Here is a 16,877-nt window from a genome sequence, read left to right on the forward strand (position 1 = left end):
GATTAAAGTTGAAGTTTCGCCACGTGTAAAAGTTATCAGTACTTATGCTTTTTTTACGAATTCAGATTTAAGCGCCATTGCACCAAATCCATCTATTTTGCAGTCGATGTTATGGTCGCTGTCTACCAGGCGAATGTTTTTGACTTTAGTTCCGGCCTTAATGCCCTGGGGCGAACCTTTTACCGGAAGGTTTTTTATGATCACCACCGCATCGCCGTTTTGCAAAATATTGCCGTTGCTATCTTTCACAACAAATTGATCGCCCGAGCTATTGTCTTCTTCTTCAGGCGTCCACTCATGGCCGCATTCCGGGCAGGCCAGTAGGCCGTTCATTTCATACGTGAAGGTAGATTTGCATATTGGGCAAGGAGATAGCTCTGTCATATTAAAACTTTACGGAGTAAAACTAAAAAAATAACCGGATAGCGCCAAAACTAAGCGATTCCATGCCGCAAAAAGGTTTCGTTTGAGAGCATTCAAGTGTTTATATCCTTCTGCCGTAATTCTGTGTCTTTCACTTATCTTTGCGCAAAATTCAATATATCCATACAGTGATTAATGTCAATAACATTTCCGTTTCTTTTGGCGGAACCACCTTATTTAGCGATGTAACCTTCTCTATAAACGAGAATGATAAAATAGCCCTGATGGGCAAGAATGGCGCAGGCAAGTCAACCATCCTCAAAATCATCGCCGGCGCTGCTAAGCCCACTACCGGCAATGTAACCGGCCCTAAGGACGCGGTGATAGCGTATTTGCCGCAACATTTGCTCACCCAGGACAATGTTACCGTTTTTGAAGAAACGATGAAAGCTTTTGACGAAGCCAATCAAATGCAGAAGGAGCTGGATGAAGTGAATGAGCAACTCAACATCCGCACCGATTACGATAGTGACGACTACATGAAACTGATTGAACGGGTATCGGAGCTGAGCGAAAAAGTTTATTCGCAGGAAGAGGTGAATTATGATGCAGAGGTTGAAAAGGTGCTGAAGGGCTTAGGTTTCGAACGCAAAGACTTTACCCGTCAAACTTCCGAATTTTCGGGCGGCTGGCGCATGCGTATCGAGCTGGCTAAAATTTTGTTGAAAAAACCGGATTTGATCTTGCTGGATGAGCCTACCAACCACATGGATATTGAGAGTATACAATGGCTGGAAGATTTCCTGGTGAATTCGGCAAAGGCAGTTATGGTTATCTCTCACGACCGTACTTTTGTTGATAACATCACCAACCGTACCATTGAGGTTACCATGGGCCGGATCTATGATTACAGGGCCAAATACACCCACTATCTCCAGTTACGTGCCGAGCGCAGGGTACATCAACTCAAAGCCTACGAAGAACAGCAGCGTTTTATTGCCGATAACCAGGAATTTATTGATAGGTTCAGAGGTACATACTCTAAAACTTTACAGGTACAGTCTCGTGTAAAAATGCTCGAAAAGCTCGAGGTTATCGAGATCGACGAAGTGGATACATCTGCCTTACGATTGAAGTTTCCACCATCGCCACGTTCGGGCCAGTACCCGGTAATGGTTGAAGACCTGACCAAAACCTACGGTGATCATGTTGTATTCAAGAATGCTGCCATGGTGATTGAACGAGGCGAAAAAGTGGCTTTTGTTGGTAAAAACGGTGAAGGTAAATCAACCATGATCAAAGCTATCATGGGCGAGATTGATTTTGAAGGATCTTTAAAAGTTGGTCATAATGCCAAGATCGGGTACTTTGCCCAAAACCAGGCGGCCTTATTAGACGAGAATTTAACGGTGTTTGATACCATCGACCAAATCCCATTAAGTGATGGCACTGTAAAGATCAAAGATCTTTTGGGTGCGTTTATGTTCAGCGGCGATGATACCACCAAAAAGGTAAAGGTACTTTCGGGCGGTGAGAAAACGCGTTTAGCCATGATTAAACTGCTGCTGGAACCTGTAAACGTATTGATCCTGGATGAGCCAACCAACCATTTGGACATGAGGACCAAAGATATTATCAAAGATGCCCTAAGAGATTTTGACGGAACGCTGATCCTGGTATCCCACGATCGTGATTTCCTTGACGGATTGGTGCAAAAAGTATTCGAGTTTGGCAATAAACGCGTCCGCGAACATTTTGAGGATATTAAAGGATTTTTGGCTTACAAGAAAATGGATAGCTTGAAGCAGATTGAGCAGGGGTAGAAATTAGTGTGATTTGCTCTGAAAGAAAAGCCTGCAATTATTTGCAGGCTTTTCTTTTATGATATTGTTTTGAGTCAATCAATAGTAAATTTGAGCACTTTAGCGGAAGTTTTAAAAGCAATGTTAGTGAGCCGTTATAAATTCCCCGACTCCCAGTTTGACCAATGGTTGTTTGGTTTGTTTTTCGGTTTCCAAAAAGCGGGATTTCCGGTTACAAGCACTTTTGCAATCAACTGATACGTTTCCTGGTTACTTGGCAAAATGTGTTTTTGATAAACACTCTCAAAATGGAACTTATCTATAACCGATATTTCAGGCAGGTCGGCTGGTAAATGTGCTTTGATATCGTCATTGGTTGCATTCACAATTGAGGGTTGAGTTTCGCTGAGGTATCGTACTAATCCCTCAAAACTTATTAGGCGCTTGGGGTTATCGAAGCCTCTTGGCTTAATTCCAAAATGAGTGTAATTTTTATCGCTGTGTTCAATCTTAATCTTATGACCTCTCACAATAACATAGTTAGCGTTTGGGTCAACTAACTCGAACTGTTCCATTTCTGACCCACTCTTGTTTTGTATTCGCTCGTATTCCTCTCCTGTAATTAATATTATACTGCTTACATTAGTGATATAATTCCGCTCAGGGTATTTATCTATAGGATAATTAATGCAGTTTCCTATATAATTCAACTCGATCTCGGCATCACCGCCGCGGTTTGCGTAACCACTTTTTTCAAAAACAATTGCCCAACGGCTTGCATCCGCATAAAGGTGGATACGATTACCCGCTGTTGAAAAATAGCCATGTTCAAGGTCAAAAAAGAAATTGTATTTAATATCATCTTTCTTCCCAACCGGGTAATATTCGCTCGGAATGCCTTTAAAGGCAAGATCCAATTGAGTAAGTATCTCTTTTTCGGTGAAGCTTGTTTTAAAAGGAGTATTATTGGCCACGTTAAAAAACAACAAAGCAAATGTCAATAAGCCAATTATAGGAATCGGTTTCATGAAACTAAAGTTAATTTATTCAACAAGAATTATGAAAGCTTTTGAATTTTCATCCAAAGCTTCTCATAATTATTTTTGCTTGTATTCGATGTTATCACCGAACTACTGTAAAGTTCCAATAACGACAAAAGCCTTTAGACGGAAGTCTAAAGGCTTTTGACTTAAAATGTGGGTCTTTAGACTACAAAACCCGAACTCTTTTATGGCTGATTTGCATTGTGAGGCGAATTTGGAAGATAATTTGGTTACCTAAACCTTATACACCGATAAATTTTGTTGATATTTAGATATGGCTTTAATTGGATATTCCCTTGGTATTTATGACAGCAAATCTTACATGAATTCTAATATGTGGGGCGTTGACATTTGTGGCTGTCTTGACCACGTCAAAAATAGATATCTCCATTTGAACCCCAACTTCAAGCTAAAAAACAGAAGGGCTGATATTTCGGTAACCTATGACTCTTATGTAATCGTTTCCGCTAGGTTTAAAGAGTTTTGTATTGATAATAACTACCAAGGTATTTCCTTTTATGACCTTGCCAATTATAATGACCGATTTTATATGGAAATATTCAATGTTGTTTCTGTGGATATAAAAAGAAGGGAAATAGATTATTACGAATATAATTCTGTGTGCAATGAATATAACGAGGTAATCGGCGCTCATCCCGTATGTTTAGTTAATAAGTCACCGTTAGACAAAGGGTTTTACAGGACCGACATTGAGTTTGGCAGAGGCTACGCTAAATCTGCAATAGAAATTGTCGATATAGAAACCGGGAAGAAACTGAAAGCTGAAAAATTTAAAGGGCTTTATTTAGATGAAATACTAACAGAATATGATTTTGAAAAAGTAAAAAAATAGAAAAAGCCTTCAGACTCTCGTCTAAAGGCTTTTGTCGTTAAAATGTGGTCCCGACGAGAATCGAACTCCATCGGTCTATATGCTTCAAACGCTGTTTTTGCGTATATCTTCTTCAAAAACTCACCAGTGTTTCATAAGCCCTGGCTGTAAATGTTATTTCAAATTTAAGGATTATTTTTTAAAATACCATCAAAGGGTGTTTTAAAGGGATAGTCTTAATTACAGAAATTGACAAATGTCGACGGTATTAGGTCTTGGTAGTTAACACACTTAAGCCTTGGTTTTGAAGTCCCCCTCGCCGCAATTTGATTAACCGTCGATTTTCCTTCGATGATCATAATAAAACGACAAGCAAAGTTTTACACTTTACAGCCACACCCAGTCATTGAACCGCTTAAACAACCGGAGCTTTAAGCAGGAAAATGGTCAAGGGCGGGGCAAGCCAAAAAACAAACAACCCTGCCCCGTTTATATACCCTTTACCGTTTTCCTGCGTGAGCTAATTTTGTGACCGCGGTGCTGTGACTAACCGATAACCCGCGGGCGGGAAAGGCAGTTGTGTATGAGGAACGAATACACTCCTGCACGTGCAGCGGCGAGGCTGGCGGCGTAATGGAACCCGGAGCGAAGCACGTGGTGTAATAAAGCCGCCTGCCGCAGCTGAATGGCCACTCTCTTCTATCAAAAACAAGAATATCTATTTATAATAGCGCACTGCTTCAACGCGAGATCTGCTGGCCCTGGTACTTTTTCTTTCGTTTTTTCTTTTTCTCCATCTCGCTTTCCGGGACAATGTTAGCACCTCCCGTATACATCGGTTCCAGCATCACTTCCAAAAAGCTTGCTGCTGTCTTACCTACTGCGGACAACATTACGGCGGTTGTCGTAAACAAGCCATCCGCAACTCCCTGCGCGAGTTCATTGGCCACCGACCTGTTTTCATAATTACGCGAAGCACCTTCGACTAACATACCCAGCTGCTCCCGCTGTGATAGCTCCCCGTTCTTCTGAACATTGGCGTATGCCATCGTATCTTTAAGCTGCCTATCAAATTCAAACAGGCTGTCAAAAAGAGATTCCCCGCTCTGTTTGAATGCTACCCGGTCAAACTGTCCCATCATTTTAGAATGCTCCGCATTTTTACCTCTTGAGGTGTTCATCGGGCTAAGCTTGATCTTATTGGTTATATCCTTGCGGCTGACAATAACCTGCACATGCATTTGCTCGCCCTCTTTACGTTCGCCCCGTTGTGTTAGGCCTTGTTTTACTTCCGGGTCATTATAGCTATAATAACGGTAGTTTTCCAGCTTAGCGAACCATAACAAGTCTTCGTTACTGTTCACACCATCCCGGTTAAAGTTTTTTGCATAGGCATCCATCATCCTGACCGCAAAGCCCTTCATCTGTTCTTTAGCACCCTCTTCGCCATACTGTTCTTTCAGAAACCTGATCTCTTTCTGGCTTGGGCTAATATTGACCAGGAAAAACTTAGCATCGTCTTTGCCCAGCTTGGCAACATTATTATCGATACTGCGCATGACCTGGTAAGGCTCTATCCTGATCTGCTGACCATTGAACCAGTATTCAGGTTCCTGCTTATGATCAATCCTGTTTTCTTTTTCCAGATAATTTACCAGCCCTGCGCTGCTGCCTTTGTTTGCCGCTTCTTTGCTGTCCGTTATATTGATAAACATAATGCCCCCCAACCCCCTAAAGGGGGAATTAAAATACATGATTAAAGTAAACTGACTTGTGATCTGGTAACGGCGATCAGCTCATCTTTTTCCCGGCCCGATGTCATCATCCCGAAAGCCTCCCTTGATTTGATATAGCCGTCAAGGATGAACAGGAACTGTTTTTTCAGCTGATCTTTACTTTTTTGGTTTTTCGAGATGTTATCCATCAGCGCATCTATTCCTGTTAACTTTTGCGCCAACACATGCTGATTATTCAGCAAATCCGTATTCGCTTTGAGGATTTGTGTATTAAAGCGTTCGATGATCTTGGCCTGTGATACAGATACCCTGTCCATTTCTGTTTTGATCGGAATGAGCAACATATTCTCCTGGCTTTTGATAAAACCGATATACTGCTGATGGTTCTTCATCAGCGCATTTTTTAATAATTCATCATTCAGATCCAGGGGATCTTTCTTGCTTTTATAAAAGTAATCGACCATCTGGATAAACACCTGCCGCTTTGTCCTGCCCAGTTTAAGGGCGATCTTTTCAAACTTCTGATCTACTGTTACCGGAAATCTCACAGATCTTACATTGATATCTTCCATACTCATCTTTTCATACTGATGGCATAGCTGTTTATACGGTTATGCCTTTATTCCTATATACAGGATACCGCCGAGTATCCTGTTTTCTTTTATTCCATAGGCGGAAACGCTCTAAAGTATCCCCGGAGGATACATAAAACCCCCGTAGCGAAGCGGAGGGCAAGCAAAGTAGGGCTCTGCCCAACTTCCGCTTGCTCACTTCGCTTTCGCGAAGCGACCGCTGCTTTTCTTCCTGATTTATGAAGCAAATCATTACCGGTGCAGCCTTTGGCTGCACCGGATTTATATATCCGGATATCGGTCTATCCATATATCGGAATAACCAGTTATTCCGATATGCAGTTATTTGTATAGCCCGGTATACAGATATACCGATACAAAGTATCGGGCTACACTTCCAAATCGGTGGGCCAGTGAATCTGGCTGCCGAGTTTGGGGTGATAAGAGGGTTCATAATGGATATAACCATATTCGTCGAGTTCTTTGATACACTTGTGATACGTTGCAATAGATGCGACCTTGGAAAACGCCATGAGCGTTTTCCGGGTCACACTGAACGGACTGGAAAAACCATTCCGCTGCCAGCAAACAAATAAACCCGTAAATAAACTGAGGTGGGTTGGCAGTAAGCGGTCGTCTTTTTCCATGCGCCTGACCAGGCTTGCATAGCCTGCCAGTTCTTTAACAATTTCCTTTTGCAACTTCATTTGCCTTCACCCTCCAGGATCTTGTTGATGTCTTCCAGTTTATAGTACATGATGCTGCCTACTTTGGTAAAACGCAGCGTTCCATTAATTCGTAGGTTTTGAAGTGTGCCGGGCGAGATGCCCAATAGCTTCCGCACTTCGACGCTCTTCAGCCATTTCTTAGATTGCCCCTGTCCCGGCTGCATCAGTTGTTTGATCTCTTTCAATAACTCCCCTTTAAACTCCCTTAAATCCTCCTTAGTGATCAATTCAATTGCTGTCATAGTTGATATTTTTTTCGTAAATAATTCTCACCCAAATTTGGGTGAGCCCTATTTTATTAATTGGGGACTTTAATAGGGTGACCCCAAATGTTTGTTTATTAAATCTCCTTTAGTTTCGCACGGTGATGCCCTCCTTTCTTATTAAACCTGTTCAGCGGAACAATAAAATGCCAGCCACCGAATACAATGATTCAAAAGTGAGGGCTAAAACAGCAAAATGAATGACCATTGGAGGCGTTTGGTCATGAATAAAAAGATAAAAGCCTATTTCTTAGGCTTTTGAATGATTTTGAAGAGTTTGTCTTTTTCAGAGATGATCGTGTATTTCGGCGGTGGGTTATCCTTATCGGCCGGGAAATAATTCTGGGCGGTGCCTATAGCAATAGGTTTATCTCCGTTTAAAAAATTCTTGGCGATGAGTTTATACCAAGGGCTTGCCGTTTGGCTGTTTACTAATTTATTATCGTTCGGCAACTTCAAATCCCTTATTTGATCAATCAGGTCAATGAACACCGGTAGACCATCCTTGCTGATGACGATCTTTTCACCGGCTTCATATTTAACGTAATCTTTTATCTGGTTCTCCAGTTCTTTGATTTTTGCTTCCAACTGGTCAATCTGTTTATTTTTATCAGCGATTACTGATTCCAAGGGTTGTGTTTTATGCCACTGATCAATGCTTTCCAAGTATGCCAGAAACGCTTCCAGTTTGGCGGTAAATTTCAATCCCTGGGCGGTCGGCTTAAGCCCTTTGTAGAATTTAATCCTGGTATTTACAATATCATATACATGATCGAAAAAAGCTTCTTCCTGTCCTGCATTTCCCTCAAGGTAATGATTTAACTGGTGATTGTAAAACGTAGCGTACTCATCTTTTTTGATTTTATAAATCTTATTGACAAAGAAATTTAAACCGAAAACTCTGTCTGTAAATATCGGCCAGCCGATATCATACCTGTGAGGATTTAACTCAAAGCGGCCGCGAAATTTGAAATAAGTGTCTGAAGGCATAACAATGAAATTTCTTGATAAACGACTTATCATAGCTTTAGTTTATCTGCCAGAAAAAGATTCAGGCGTTCCCTTCATAAATAAGTGGTTCGAGCACGGTACAAAAAAGGCGTTCCGTATCTCACCCCGGAACGCCATCAACTAAATCCAGATCAACCTACGTTTTATTGATCTTTTGTTTCCCATCTTTCTCAAGGATGGAAGGTCTTAAATCTGCCAAACTTGCTGTTGGCTGATTTTTTAATCTCCTCTGCGGATGTTGGTACTAAACGCTCTTTCTAACCACAAATCCCTCCACAACTAACAGGTCAATTCCCGTATTCAAAAAACACAATACCGCATCCATAGGTGAGCAAACTATCGGCTCATCCATACGATTAAAGGAGGTATTGATAACCATGGGGCAGGTTGTGAGTTGGTAAAACGCGTTGATAAGATTGTAGAAGTCGGGATGCTGCCCGCGGTTAACGGTTTGCAACCGGGCCGAGTAGTCGAGGTGGGTTACAGCAGGTATCACCGAACGCTCGTGGTTTATACGGGCAAAGGCGTTGGTTTCTTCGGTATTTAGTTCAGTATTGATGCGCTTCTCGTCCCGAACCTGCCCCACCAACAGCATGTACGGACTGGCGGTTCCCAAATCGAAATACTCATCGGCATGTTCCTCCATCACCGCAGGTGCAAATGGTCTGAACGATTCCCTAAACTTTATCTTCCTATTCAACACCGACTGCATATCACTATTGCGCGGGTCGGCAATAATGCTGCGGGCACCCAACGCCCGCGGCCCAAACTCCATCCTAACTTTAAAGTAGCCTATTACTTTCCCGGCGGCGATATCGGCAGCAATGGTTGGGTAAAGTGCATCATCTGCCAGTTGCTTGTATTGCAGGTTATGGGCGGTTAAGGCTTGCTTTATCTCCGCTTCACCAAATGCCGGGCCAAGCAGGGCATTTTGCATAGCATCATGGTTGGGAATAATTATCCGCTTTTGCTTTAAATGCTCATAATACACCGCCAATGCCGCACCCAAAGCGCCGCCTGCATCGCCAGCAGCGGGCTGTATCCATATATTTTTAAAGCCCGATTGCTTCAGTATCTTGCCATTAACCACGCAATTAAGCGCAACGCCACCGGCAAGGCACAGGTTATCTTCTCCATATTTTTGATGCAGACCGGTAGCCAGTTTCAGCATTACATATTCCGTAGCCTTTTGTATCGATGCCGCAATATCCATGTGGAAGGGGGTAAGCTCGCTCCCCGCCGCACGAACCGGATTTTTGAACAGGCGGTTGAACTTGCTGCCCGTCATGGTCAATCCCGTGGAATAGCTAAAGTATCTCATATTCAGGCGGAAGGAGCCATCGGGTTTTACATCTATCAGTTCCTGTAATACCAGGTCGGTATAAATAGGCTTACCATAGGGCGCCAGGCCCATCACCTTGTACTCGTCGCAATTCACCTTAAACCCCAAATAATACGTAAATGCAGAATATAACAAGCCAATTGAATGTGGAAAATTGATATGACTGATGGCCTCAATGCGATTCCCATCACCCTTGCTAACCGACGTCGTGGCCCATTCGCCCACCCCATCAACCGTTAAAATAACGGCCTTATCAAACGGTGAGGCATAAAACGCCGATGCCGCGTGCGACTGGTGGTGCTCGGTAAAAAGCAGGTTGTTATCCTGGTATTTCCAACTTGGGTCGATAAGCTGTAGGCCCTTTATCAGCATGCGTTTAAAGTATAGCTTCTCCTTCAGCCACAAAGGCATCGCCTTTAAAAACGACCTGATGCCCATTGGCGCAAATGCCAAATGCGTTTCAAGCAAGCGCTCGAATTTCAAAAAAGGCTTTTCGTAATAAACAATATACTGAACATCTTTTAGGGTCATATTGGCATATTCCAAACAATATTTTATACTATTTTGAGGGAAAGCCGCGTCATTCTTCACACGAGTGAACCGCTCTTCCTGCACCGCCGCCAGTATAACGCCGTCTTTAATAAGGCAGGCGGCACTGTCGTGGTAGTAAGCCGATATCCCCAAAATATACATCGGCAAGGGTTAAAATAATGAGTAAATAAACGGTGCCAACGCCGAGCTCTGGGCTATAGCCAAAAAGGTAGCCAGCAGCAGCAGTACAATACACAAGGGCCAAAGCCAGTACCGCTTGCGCTGCTTCAAAAACTTGAAAAATTCTACCAGTACTTCCATATCATTTTAAAATTGGTTTTCCATTCCGCCAGCTTTTTCAACCGTAGTTTCCCAATAGGTATCGTGCTTATTGCGTTTCAGTTTTAATATATCCTTACCAAATAAACGCATGATAAGGCTTAACGGGGTTAGTATCACGAAGTAAAAAATTGTTAGCAAAACATAGGTGTTGATAATGCCCAGCACATGCCCTATTTTATCCCATACTAAACGCAGCGGGTTGAGCCATAGTGGAATTATGAATGCAAACAATATCAGTAGTATCCCAATTCCGGGCAGCACCCAACCGTATTTATGCTTTACCAATACGCGTAATACGGCCAATACCAACAAAGCTATGCCTACTGTGTATCCAAATTTCCGGTTTTGCTTTATGGCTTCGTTTGTTGTCATTTACTTATTGCGCTTTAACGGGGGTTTTCACTAATACCCAATAATCTATAATTAGTTGCCATCCGGTCGGCGGCTTGCTTGTTATCCGGCTGGGCTTTAAGGGTTCGCTCATCGCTCAAAATTTGCCCCAGTATATTTTCAACCGGAGCCTGTTGTGCCTGCGGCAGATTCGGTACAAAAGCCAGCGCCTTTTGGGGTTCACCGGCTTTAATATACAGTTTAATAATACTTTGGGGTATCTGGTCGCCGGGACTTAGGTTATATAGCTTTTTATAGTAAAATATTGCCTTATCGTAATTATTTAATATCGCGTTCAAATTAGCCGCGTAGCCGCAGAACTGCTCGTTCTGGGGGTATTCCAACGATGAAGCCTCAAGAACCCTTAATGCACCTTGCTTGTTGTCAGTTTGCTTGTCGTGCTCAAATATCATGTTCATCGCGTCGCGCCATTGCATTTGGCCCATTGCTACCTTTTCGGCCAGTGTATCTTCCAGATCCAGGGTGCCTGTTGCAGCGGGCATAGGTTGATTGAACGGCCAGCCGGTTTTTAATGATGCTATCTGGTACTGCCCGTTCAACGAGTCGAGGCGGGTTACAGGCATATCCTTCCGCAGTTCATCAAAGGTCATTACCTTTTGCGGCGTAGCTGTTATCAGGTGTTGTTGCTGAAAGGCCTGGTAAAATGCCTCCGACATAATCGCATACCCGTACAGGTTGGGGTGTACATGCTCCAAAATAGTTTCTCTGCCGATAATGCCATGCGGCGAATATTGCTCGAACAGCTTTTTTGTATCAACCAAATGGACTTCTGGATATTCAGTGGCTATTTTTTTAATAATGGTATTTATAGCCTCCGGCGCGCGGAAACGTAGCTCATCCAGTTCTTTCGCCTTATCAAAATCCTGCTTGGCAAGGACAAAGTTGCCCTGTGCGTAAGCCTGCTGCCCCGCTTTATAAATATAAGTTGCCGAACCCTGCCCGCTACCATTGCTTATAAAAGGCGGCAGATCTTTTTCATTGCTTACTACCGTGCTTAAAAATACAGGTATCTTTTCATCATTAAACAGGCTGCACAGTCCAGTCATATTTTTATCAAACTGGTCAATACCAGCCTGGTAATCTTTCGATCCATAGGCTATCTCCTGCCGGGCTGCCATGCGTTTCATCAGGGTTTCGCGGTCGTCTACCTTTTTGCCCGAAAACACGCCCGCCACCTTTTTCATGGTATTATTCAGCAACTGCACCAGTTTTAACCCGCGCAGCTTAAGCAGGGTTTCAACCAAAAAGCGGTTGCTCCCGACATAACTGGTCGAGCCTATGCCCAAAGCACCATAATATTCGTTATGGCCGGTATATATCATTATGGCATCGGGCTGGTATTTGGCAAGCTGACTGCCAAAATCAAGCACGGTGTACGAGTTTACAGCCGTTAAACTCAGGTTGATGATCTCAAAATTCTTATCAGGGTACATCTGCATCAGCCGGTATTGCAGCCAGCGATGGAACGAGCCGTTATGGAAATAAGGATACCCGATAGTAGTTGATTCGCCCAAAACAAATATCCTGAAGGTATTTGGTGCTTTATCAACAGTAAAAAGCTCGTTATTGCCTTTAGTAGCATTTAAAGTATCCGAAAAAAACTTGTCCGATGCGTAATAATTCATCTGCATAAAGCGGTCGTCTTTCGCGTATTTAACAAACAGGTTGGTATTGTGGCCGTAGTTCCCAAGGCGTAGCGCAAACTCTAATATTACCAAAAGCGCAAACGGGAACAAAATAGCCAGCGCCTTAAATAGCAGTAGTTTTTTACCTTTTGGCGATTTACCTGTATTCTGCCAAAATCCATTGTTGGCAGATGTTTGAATTTGCTCGCTTACCATTGCTTCGGGTATTGGTATTGTTGCTTTTGTGTTCTACCCATAATAAAATATTTGCTAATAGATAGAATTGAGGTCGCTTTTTTCATTTGTTCAATTTCTATAGTAGTTAAATAATGTTTGATATTAGTATGTATAAGTAGCAACAAATCCGTTAGTTAATATACTTTTTTTTGAATTGAGTTTTATATTGAATATTTGAGAGCTTCCACTGCAATTGAGTTGGTATCGCCCTTATGCAAAAACATATAACCCTCGGGTATAAGTCAGTTTCCTAAATTAGTGCCACGCATTAAAAATGGTTTGTCATCGGCCCCCACAACTTCTATACCGCATGCCGCTGTGAAGCCCAGCTGGGTCTTAACTGCAATCGGTGTAATGATGAATCCTACAGCTATTAATGCATACGGGTATTTTTTGATGTTGATATTCATGGTGTAAATAGGTTAAATATTACAAATTGTCCTTGTTTTATTTTGATGTTAACTTGTTAGCCGCTTTTAAATAGTTAATTACTTTTTGGGAAGCATCGGCGTATACGGCTATGTGATGGGTACGTACCAGGTAGGGTACTTCCCTTCCTTTTCCGGCGGTTTCAACAGTAATTACATTCGACGACCGTGCGGGCATGTGGCAATCAATACAATTGTTTTTTATTGCCGCGCCTAATGATGATTCCATTGGGCAAAAGTTATGGTTGACGGTATTGTGGCAGGTCATACATTTTTGTGAGTATAAAGCCAGGTTGCCTCTATCGTTCTTATGCACATTATGGCAGCTGGCGCAATCCATTTTGCTGTATATAAAGCATTTGCTGCTGGCGAGCAACTGAGCCTGGTTACCATGCACATCCAGTTTTGTTGAATCGATGGCTTCGGGAAACAGTGGCATTTCCTTAAAGTGAGCAAGCGTATCGCCCGGCTTAAAAGCGAAAACAGACCTTAAAATGCGGCTTTTATTGCCTGAGTGACAGACTGCACACATATCTACCCGTTGCGCCCTCGATAGTGAGAGATAAGTTGCCACATACTTCGGATTCTTTTCATTAGGGTAGTCTGTTTGGTAATTAACATGGTTAGCTAATGGGCCGTGGCAGCGTTCGCAATCAATACCTAATATGACCGAGCTTTTATCAAAGCTTTCGGTTTGTCTAAGGCTTTGATTCTGCATCGGCAGATCTTTAATGTACGAAGCATGACATTCAAAACAGCGCCTGCCTATCACCCTGCCATAATCAACATAGGTTGAATCAAAACCGGGGCTGTTTGTCCATCCTAAAGCTTTGAAGTATGATAATGGCAACTGAAATGTTTGGTTCCCTTTCCATGATAAATAGCTTTCGGCTTTTACACTACCGAAGGTAATATCAAAGCGTTGGGCAGCGATCTCTTTTCCTTTAACATACGCAACCTGGTATAACCCGTCCTTGCGTTTTTCCATCACAACTTTTTCGTCTTTACTAAAATGATATTCGTTTTTACCATGATCAAAACTGCCGCCTATGCTATGAATATCGGCAAGTCGCGTGGTCGAAAAATGGGCGGTTTGCAGGTAATTGTCATAAACATCCCTATGGCATTTTATACAGGTTGATGAACCGGCAAAAATATCTCCGCGGGGGTCAGGCTTATCTTTGTTGATGGTAAGGCATTGCGAAAAAATGGCCACCAACGGGATGATAAATACCAGTGTTAAAAATAATTTTCTACTATTCTTCATCCAAGTTTTACAAATATCAATTTATGATCGGTTATATAGCTGCATTGGTATCTAAGCTATTATTAAACAATAAGCGTTGTAATAGAATGTGGCAAACTGATTGTATTGGCAGCCATACTTCTTAAGAATGGAGGTCTTAAATCTACCAAACTCGCTGTTGGTATGTTCCTGAATCTCCTTGCCTGCCATTACGGCAGACACCGTAGCCCATCCGCTAACAATTAATGTTCTTCAAAAAATGTGGCAACGTACCATTATATTATTTGCTGTTTACTTTACTAAATATGTTTTCTTATCCACACCTATTCCAATCAGTTTCAATGACTTCCATTGAGCAGGCAATTTCGATTTTACTTGGATAATACCGTTGGAAGTAATCTCAAGCCCTCCAAATCCATTGAGCATCGCCTGTATCAGTCCACCGGCTCCCGTGGCAAAATATGGATTGGTTCCTCCAGCTGATTCAGCAAGCACGCCAAATGGCGGCAGCTCATTCGGTTTGTATCCGTTCTTAAATACTTGGAATGCTTTTTCTCCATCGCCAAGCCTCGAATATAAAATTGAAAAGATGGCATGCGTCATCGCAGGTCCATTACCCACCCTGGTTTCATAATACTCAAGGTCTTTTTTGATAGCTTCAGGGTCGGTCACTTCGTGGAGTGGATAAGCCAGCAGGTTGACATCAACCTGTTTGATATTTTGGCCATTATAGCTATCATACTCTCTGGTTACTCCATTTTCGAATTTCGGGATAGGAATATTGTTAGCGACGGCCATCCAGTCCGGATCTGGGGTAACACCAATTATTTTTGCAGCTTCGGTGGCGTATTTTAAATTTGCCTTGGCGGCGGCATTGGTAAACGCGTTGTTGTTTATATTTTCCGCCCACTCATCGGCAGCGACCACATTCTTGATTTCATAATTTCCCGGCCTGTTTCTTTCAACACGGCTTGCCCAAAAATCCGCTGTTGCCGATAGTATGGGCCAACCTTTTTCTTTCAGCCAGTTTTTGTCCTTTGTTACACAATAATAATTCCAGGCAGCTATGGCAACATCTGCCGTTATATGGTGTTCGAACGGGCCGGTGAGCGCCCATACCGGTGTTTCTTCAACACCGCTTGCTGCACTTTCCCAGGGATACATAGCACCTTTATAGCCTTTGTCGAACGCGTTTCGCTTAGCGGCTTCCAGTCTTTGATACCTGTATTCCAGAAGTGATTTACCCAATTCAGGATGCAGCAACAGTAATCCGGGGTACATCCATAATTCGGTGTCCCAGAACACATGGCCATTATACCCGAGACCACTTAGCCCCATAGGAGATGGAGAAGAGGAGGAACCTTCACGTGTAAAAGCATACAAATGATATAACATAGCGTGAACATCCTGCTGAGATTGCGGATCGCCTTCAATCTGGATATCGCTTTTCCATAATTCATCCCATGCCTGGTTATGGAGTTTCAACAAGCGCTCTCTTCCTTCCAGTTTTGCAAAGATGGTCAGACGCTCGGCTTCGTTCAAGGGGTCGTCGTGCTGCGCTGATGTAAGTGTGGAGCCTACCAGTGCGAATGTATATGTTTCCCCGGCTTTTATTCTTTTTGAAAACTTCAGTATGTTCTCGTTACTGTCAAATTCTTCATTAACCAGCCTGGGCCCTTCACCATTTGGTTCAGGTAATAAAAAAGTGTTGGAGGCAACCATAGTCAGTTTTCCGGTAGGGCTTTTACCTGTAGAGGTAAGTAAGCTGATCATAGCGTGCGGAAGGTCGTCGATTTGATGGAAATAATTCTGAACATCCTTCATAGCATCCGGTGATGACAATATATTTGCCACATCAATGGTAATATCTTTTTTTGCGGTAACGGAAACGTCCATCATGACCGTATAGGGTAATTGTCTTAGGGCATAATACGTATAAGTAACCGTTGCCTTGTCGGTATCATTGAACGTGGTAGTGAAGGAACCGTTACGCATGTTGAGCTGTTGCGTCATTCCTGAAACATTTAATGCCCGGTCAATTTGAAAACGCATATTTAACAGGTTAAAGTCTTTCAGGAAATTACTGACCCGGCCTCTGCCGTACAAGTCGTATGCGCCGGCCAGTACCACATCCTGAATTTTAAAGGGCGTATTTGAAGTCACTATGCCTACTGCGCCATTGGCAACGGTTTCCCCATAATAACGACCATTAACGTTATCAGCCTTAAGTATCCAAGGGTCTTGTGCCTGTGCCGTTAGAGAAATGATTATGAAAAAAAATATAAAAAATCCGGACGTAATAATTCTATAAATCATAACAAAATTTTAAAGCGCGTATTTTTTAAAGCCTCATTAAGCTGCGTGA

At 42.7% G+C, this 16,877-nt stretch carries 16 protein-coding genes; 2 read left to right on the forward strand and 14 right to left on the reverse strand.

The window, feature by feature from the left end; all coding sequences use genetic code 11:
- Positions 1 to 42: 42 nt before the first annotated feature.
- Positions 43 to 384 carry a zinc ribbon domain-containing protein YjdM gene (locus AC59JO_RS14535; protein WP_413669963.1) on the reverse strand — a complete coding sequence of 114 codons (342 nt, stop codon included), beginning with the start codon at positions 382 to 384 and terminating at the stop codon, positions 43 to 45.
- Positions 385 to 551: 167 nt separating this feature from the next.
- Between AC59JO_RS14535 and AC59JO_RS14540 the strand changes: the two genes are divergently transcribed.
- Positions 552 to 2,186 carry an ABC-F family ATP-binding cassette domain-containing protein gene (locus tag AC59JO_RS14540; protein ID WP_413671123.1) on the forward strand — a complete coding sequence of 545 codons (1,635 nt, stop codon included), beginning with the start codon at positions 552 to 554 and terminating at the stop codon, positions 2,184 to 2,186.
- 134 nt (positions 2,187 to 2,320) lie between these two features.
- Here AC59JO_RS14540 and AC59JO_RS14545 read toward each other — a convergent pair whose 3' ends face one another.
- Positions 2,321 to 3,193 (reverse strand): DUF7003 family protein, encoded by an 873-nt coding sequence (locus AC59JO_RS14545; RefSeq protein ID WP_497306125.1) that lies wholly within the window; start codon positions 3,191 to 3,193, stop codon positions 2,321 to 2,323.
- 289 nt (positions 3,194 to 3,482) lie between these two features.
- Between AC59JO_RS14545 and AC59JO_RS14550 the strand changes: the two genes are divergently transcribed.
- Entirely contained in the window at positions 3,483 to 4,061 is a 579-nt protein-coding gene (locus AC59JO_RS14550) for a hypothetical protein (protein WP_413669961.1), read from the forward strand.
- Positions 4,062 to 4,780: 719 nt separating this feature from the next.
- Here the strand turns inward: AC59JO_RS14550 and AC59JO_RS14555 are convergent.
- The 12 genes from AC59JO_RS14555 to AC59JO_RS14610 all read right to left on the reverse strand — a co-directional run bounded on the left by AC59JO_RS14555 (position 4,781) and on the right by AC59JO_RS14610 (position 16,828).
- Entirely contained in the window at positions 4,781 to 5,755 is a 975-nt protein-coding gene (locus AC59JO_RS14555; RefSeq protein WP_497306127.1) for a DUF5712 family protein, read from the reverse strand.
- A gap of 41 nt (positions 5,756 to 5,796) precedes the next feature.
- A complete protein-coding gene (locus AC59JO_RS14560) occupies positions 5,797 to 6,348 on the reverse strand; it encodes a BfmA/BtgA family mobilization protein (RefSeq protein ID WP_497306129.1) in 552 nt (183 codons plus the stop codon).
- A gap of 389 nt (positions 6,349 to 6,737) precedes the next feature.
- Positions 6,738 to 7,055, reverse strand: a complete 318-nt coding sequence (locus tag AC59JO_RS14565; protein WP_497306131.1) for a hypothetical protein — start codon at positions 7,053 to 7,055, stop codon at positions 6,738 to 6,740.
- Entirely contained in the window at positions 7,052 to 7,318 is a 267-nt protein-coding gene (locus AC59JO_RS14570) for a helix-turn-helix domain-containing protein (RefSeq protein WP_477388706.1), read from the reverse strand. Before AC59JO_RS14570 ends, AC59JO_RS14565 begins: the two co-directional genes overlap by 4 nt.
- A 264-nt stretch (positions 7,319 to 7,582) precedes the next feature.
- Positions 7,583 to 8,329 carry a hypothetical protein gene (locus tag AC59JO_RS14575; RefSeq protein ID WP_497306133.1) on the reverse strand — a complete coding sequence of 249 codons (747 nt, stop codon included), beginning with the start codon at positions 8,327 to 8,329 and terminating at the stop codon, positions 7,583 to 7,585.
- 265 nt (positions 8,330 to 8,594) lie between these two features.
- The gene (locus AC59JO_RS14580; protein ID WP_497306135.1) at positions 8,595 to 10,385 is read right to left on the reverse strand and encodes a carbamoyltransferase family protein; all 1,791 of its coding nucleotides are present in this window, start codon (positions 10,383 to 10,385) and stop codon (positions 8,595 to 8,597) included.
- 9 nt (positions 10,386 to 10,394) lie between these two features.
- Entirely contained in the window at positions 10,395 to 10,544 is a 150-nt protein-coding gene (locus tag AC59JO_RS14585; RefSeq protein WP_497306137.1) for a DUF5989 family protein, read from the reverse strand.
- Positions 10,545 to 10,550: 6 nt separating this feature from the next.
- On the reverse strand, positions 10,551 to 10,937 hold the full coding sequence (locus AC59JO_RS14590; protein ID WP_497306139.1) for an SxtJ family membrane protein: 387 nt from the start codon (positions 10,935 to 10,937) through the stop codon (positions 10,551 to 10,553).
- Positions 10,938 to 10,951: 14 nt separating this feature from the next.
- On the reverse strand, positions 10,952 to 12,817 hold the full coding sequence (locus AC59JO_RS14595) for an SGNH/GDSL hydrolase family protein (RefSeq protein ID WP_497306141.1): 1,866 nt from the start codon (positions 12,815 to 12,817) through the stop codon (positions 10,952 to 10,954).
- 263 nt (positions 12,818 to 13,080) lie between these two features.
- Positions 13,081 to 13,248 carry a hypothetical protein gene (locus AC59JO_RS14600; RefSeq protein ID WP_497306142.1) on the reverse strand — a complete coding sequence of 56 codons (168 nt, stop codon included), beginning with the start codon at positions 13,246 to 13,248 and terminating at the stop codon, positions 13,081 to 13,083.
- A 37-nt stretch (positions 13,249 to 13,285) separates the two neighbouring features.
- Positions 13,286 to 14,533 carry a cytochrome c3 family protein gene (locus AC59JO_RS14605; protein ID WP_497306144.1) on the reverse strand — a complete coding sequence of 416 codons (1,248 nt, stop codon included), beginning with the start codon at positions 14,531 to 14,533 and terminating at the stop codon, positions 13,286 to 13,288.
- 270 nt (positions 14,534 to 14,803) lie between these two features.
- Positions 14,804 to 16,828, reverse strand: a complete 2,025-nt coding sequence (locus AC59JO_RS14610) for a kojibiose hydrolase (protein WP_497306146.1) — start codon at positions 16,826 to 16,828, stop codon at positions 14,804 to 14,806.
- Between the last annotated feature and the right edge of the window lie 49 nt (positions 16,829 to 16,877).

The sequence above is a fragment of the Mucilaginibacter sp. A5337 genome (genome assembly GCF_059690695.1).

Excerpts from the sequence above, each read along its gene's own strand:
- AC59JO_RS14605 (WP_497306144.1), bottom strand. The coding sequence starts at position 14,533 with ATGAAGAATAGTAGAAAATTATTTTTAACACTGGTATTTATCATCCCG.
- AC59JO_RS14545 (WP_497306125.1), bottom strand. The coding sequence starts at position 3,193 with ATGAAACCGATTCCTATAATTGGCTTATTGACATTTGCTTTGTTGTTT.
- AC59JO_RS14610 (WP_497306146.1), bottom strand. The coding sequence starts at position 16,828 with ATGATTTATAGAATTATTACGTCCGGATTTTTTATATTTTTTTTCATA.
- AC59JO_RS14590 (WP_497306139.1), bottom strand. The coding sequence starts at position 10,937 with ATGACAACAAACGAAGCCATAAAGCAAAACCGGAAATTTGGATACACA.
- AC59JO_RS14570 (WP_477388706.1), bottom strand. The coding sequence starts at position 7,318 with ATGACAGCAATTGAATTGATCACTAAGGAGGATTTAAGGGAGTTTAAA.
- AC59JO_RS14555 (WP_497306127.1), bottom strand. The coding sequence starts at position 5,755 with ATGTTTATCAATATAACGGACAGCAAAGAAGCGGCAAACAAAGGCAGC.
- AC59JO_RS14565 (WP_497306131.1), bottom strand. The coding sequence starts at position 7,055 with ATGAAGTTGCAAAAGGAAATTGTTAAAGAACTGGCAGGCTATGCAAGC.
- AC59JO_RS14550 (WP_413669961.1), top strand. The coding sequence starts at position 3,483 with ATGGCTTTAATTGGATATTCCCTTGGTATTTATGACAGCAAATCTTAC.
- AC59JO_RS14535 (WP_413669963.1), bottom strand. The coding sequence starts at position 384 with ATGACAGAGCTATCTCCTTGCCCAATATGCAAATCTACCTTCACGTAT.
- AC59JO_RS14600 (WP_497306142.1), bottom strand. The coding sequence starts at position 13,248 with ATGAATATCAACATCAAAAAATACCCGTATGCATTAATAGCTGTAGGA.
- AC59JO_RS14575 (WP_497306133.1), bottom strand. The coding sequence starts at position 8,329 with ATGCCTTCAGACACTTATTTCAAATTTCGCGGCCGCTTTGAGTTAAAT.
- AC59JO_RS14580 (WP_497306135.1), bottom strand. The coding sequence starts at position 10,385 with ATGTATATTTTGGGGATATCGGCTTACTACCACGACAGTGCCGCCTGC.
- AC59JO_RS14560 (WP_497306129.1), bottom strand. The coding sequence starts at position 6,348 with ATGGAAGATATCAATGTAAGATCTGTGAGATTTCCGGTAACAGTAGAT.
- AC59JO_RS14595 (WP_497306141.1), bottom strand. The coding sequence starts at position 12,817 with ATGGTAAGCGAGCAAATTCAAACATCTGCCAACAATGGATTTTGGCAG.
- AC59JO_RS14585 (WP_497306137.1), bottom strand. The coding sequence starts at position 10,544 with ATGGAAGTACTGGTAGAATTTTTCAAGTTTTTGAAGCAGCGCAAGCGG.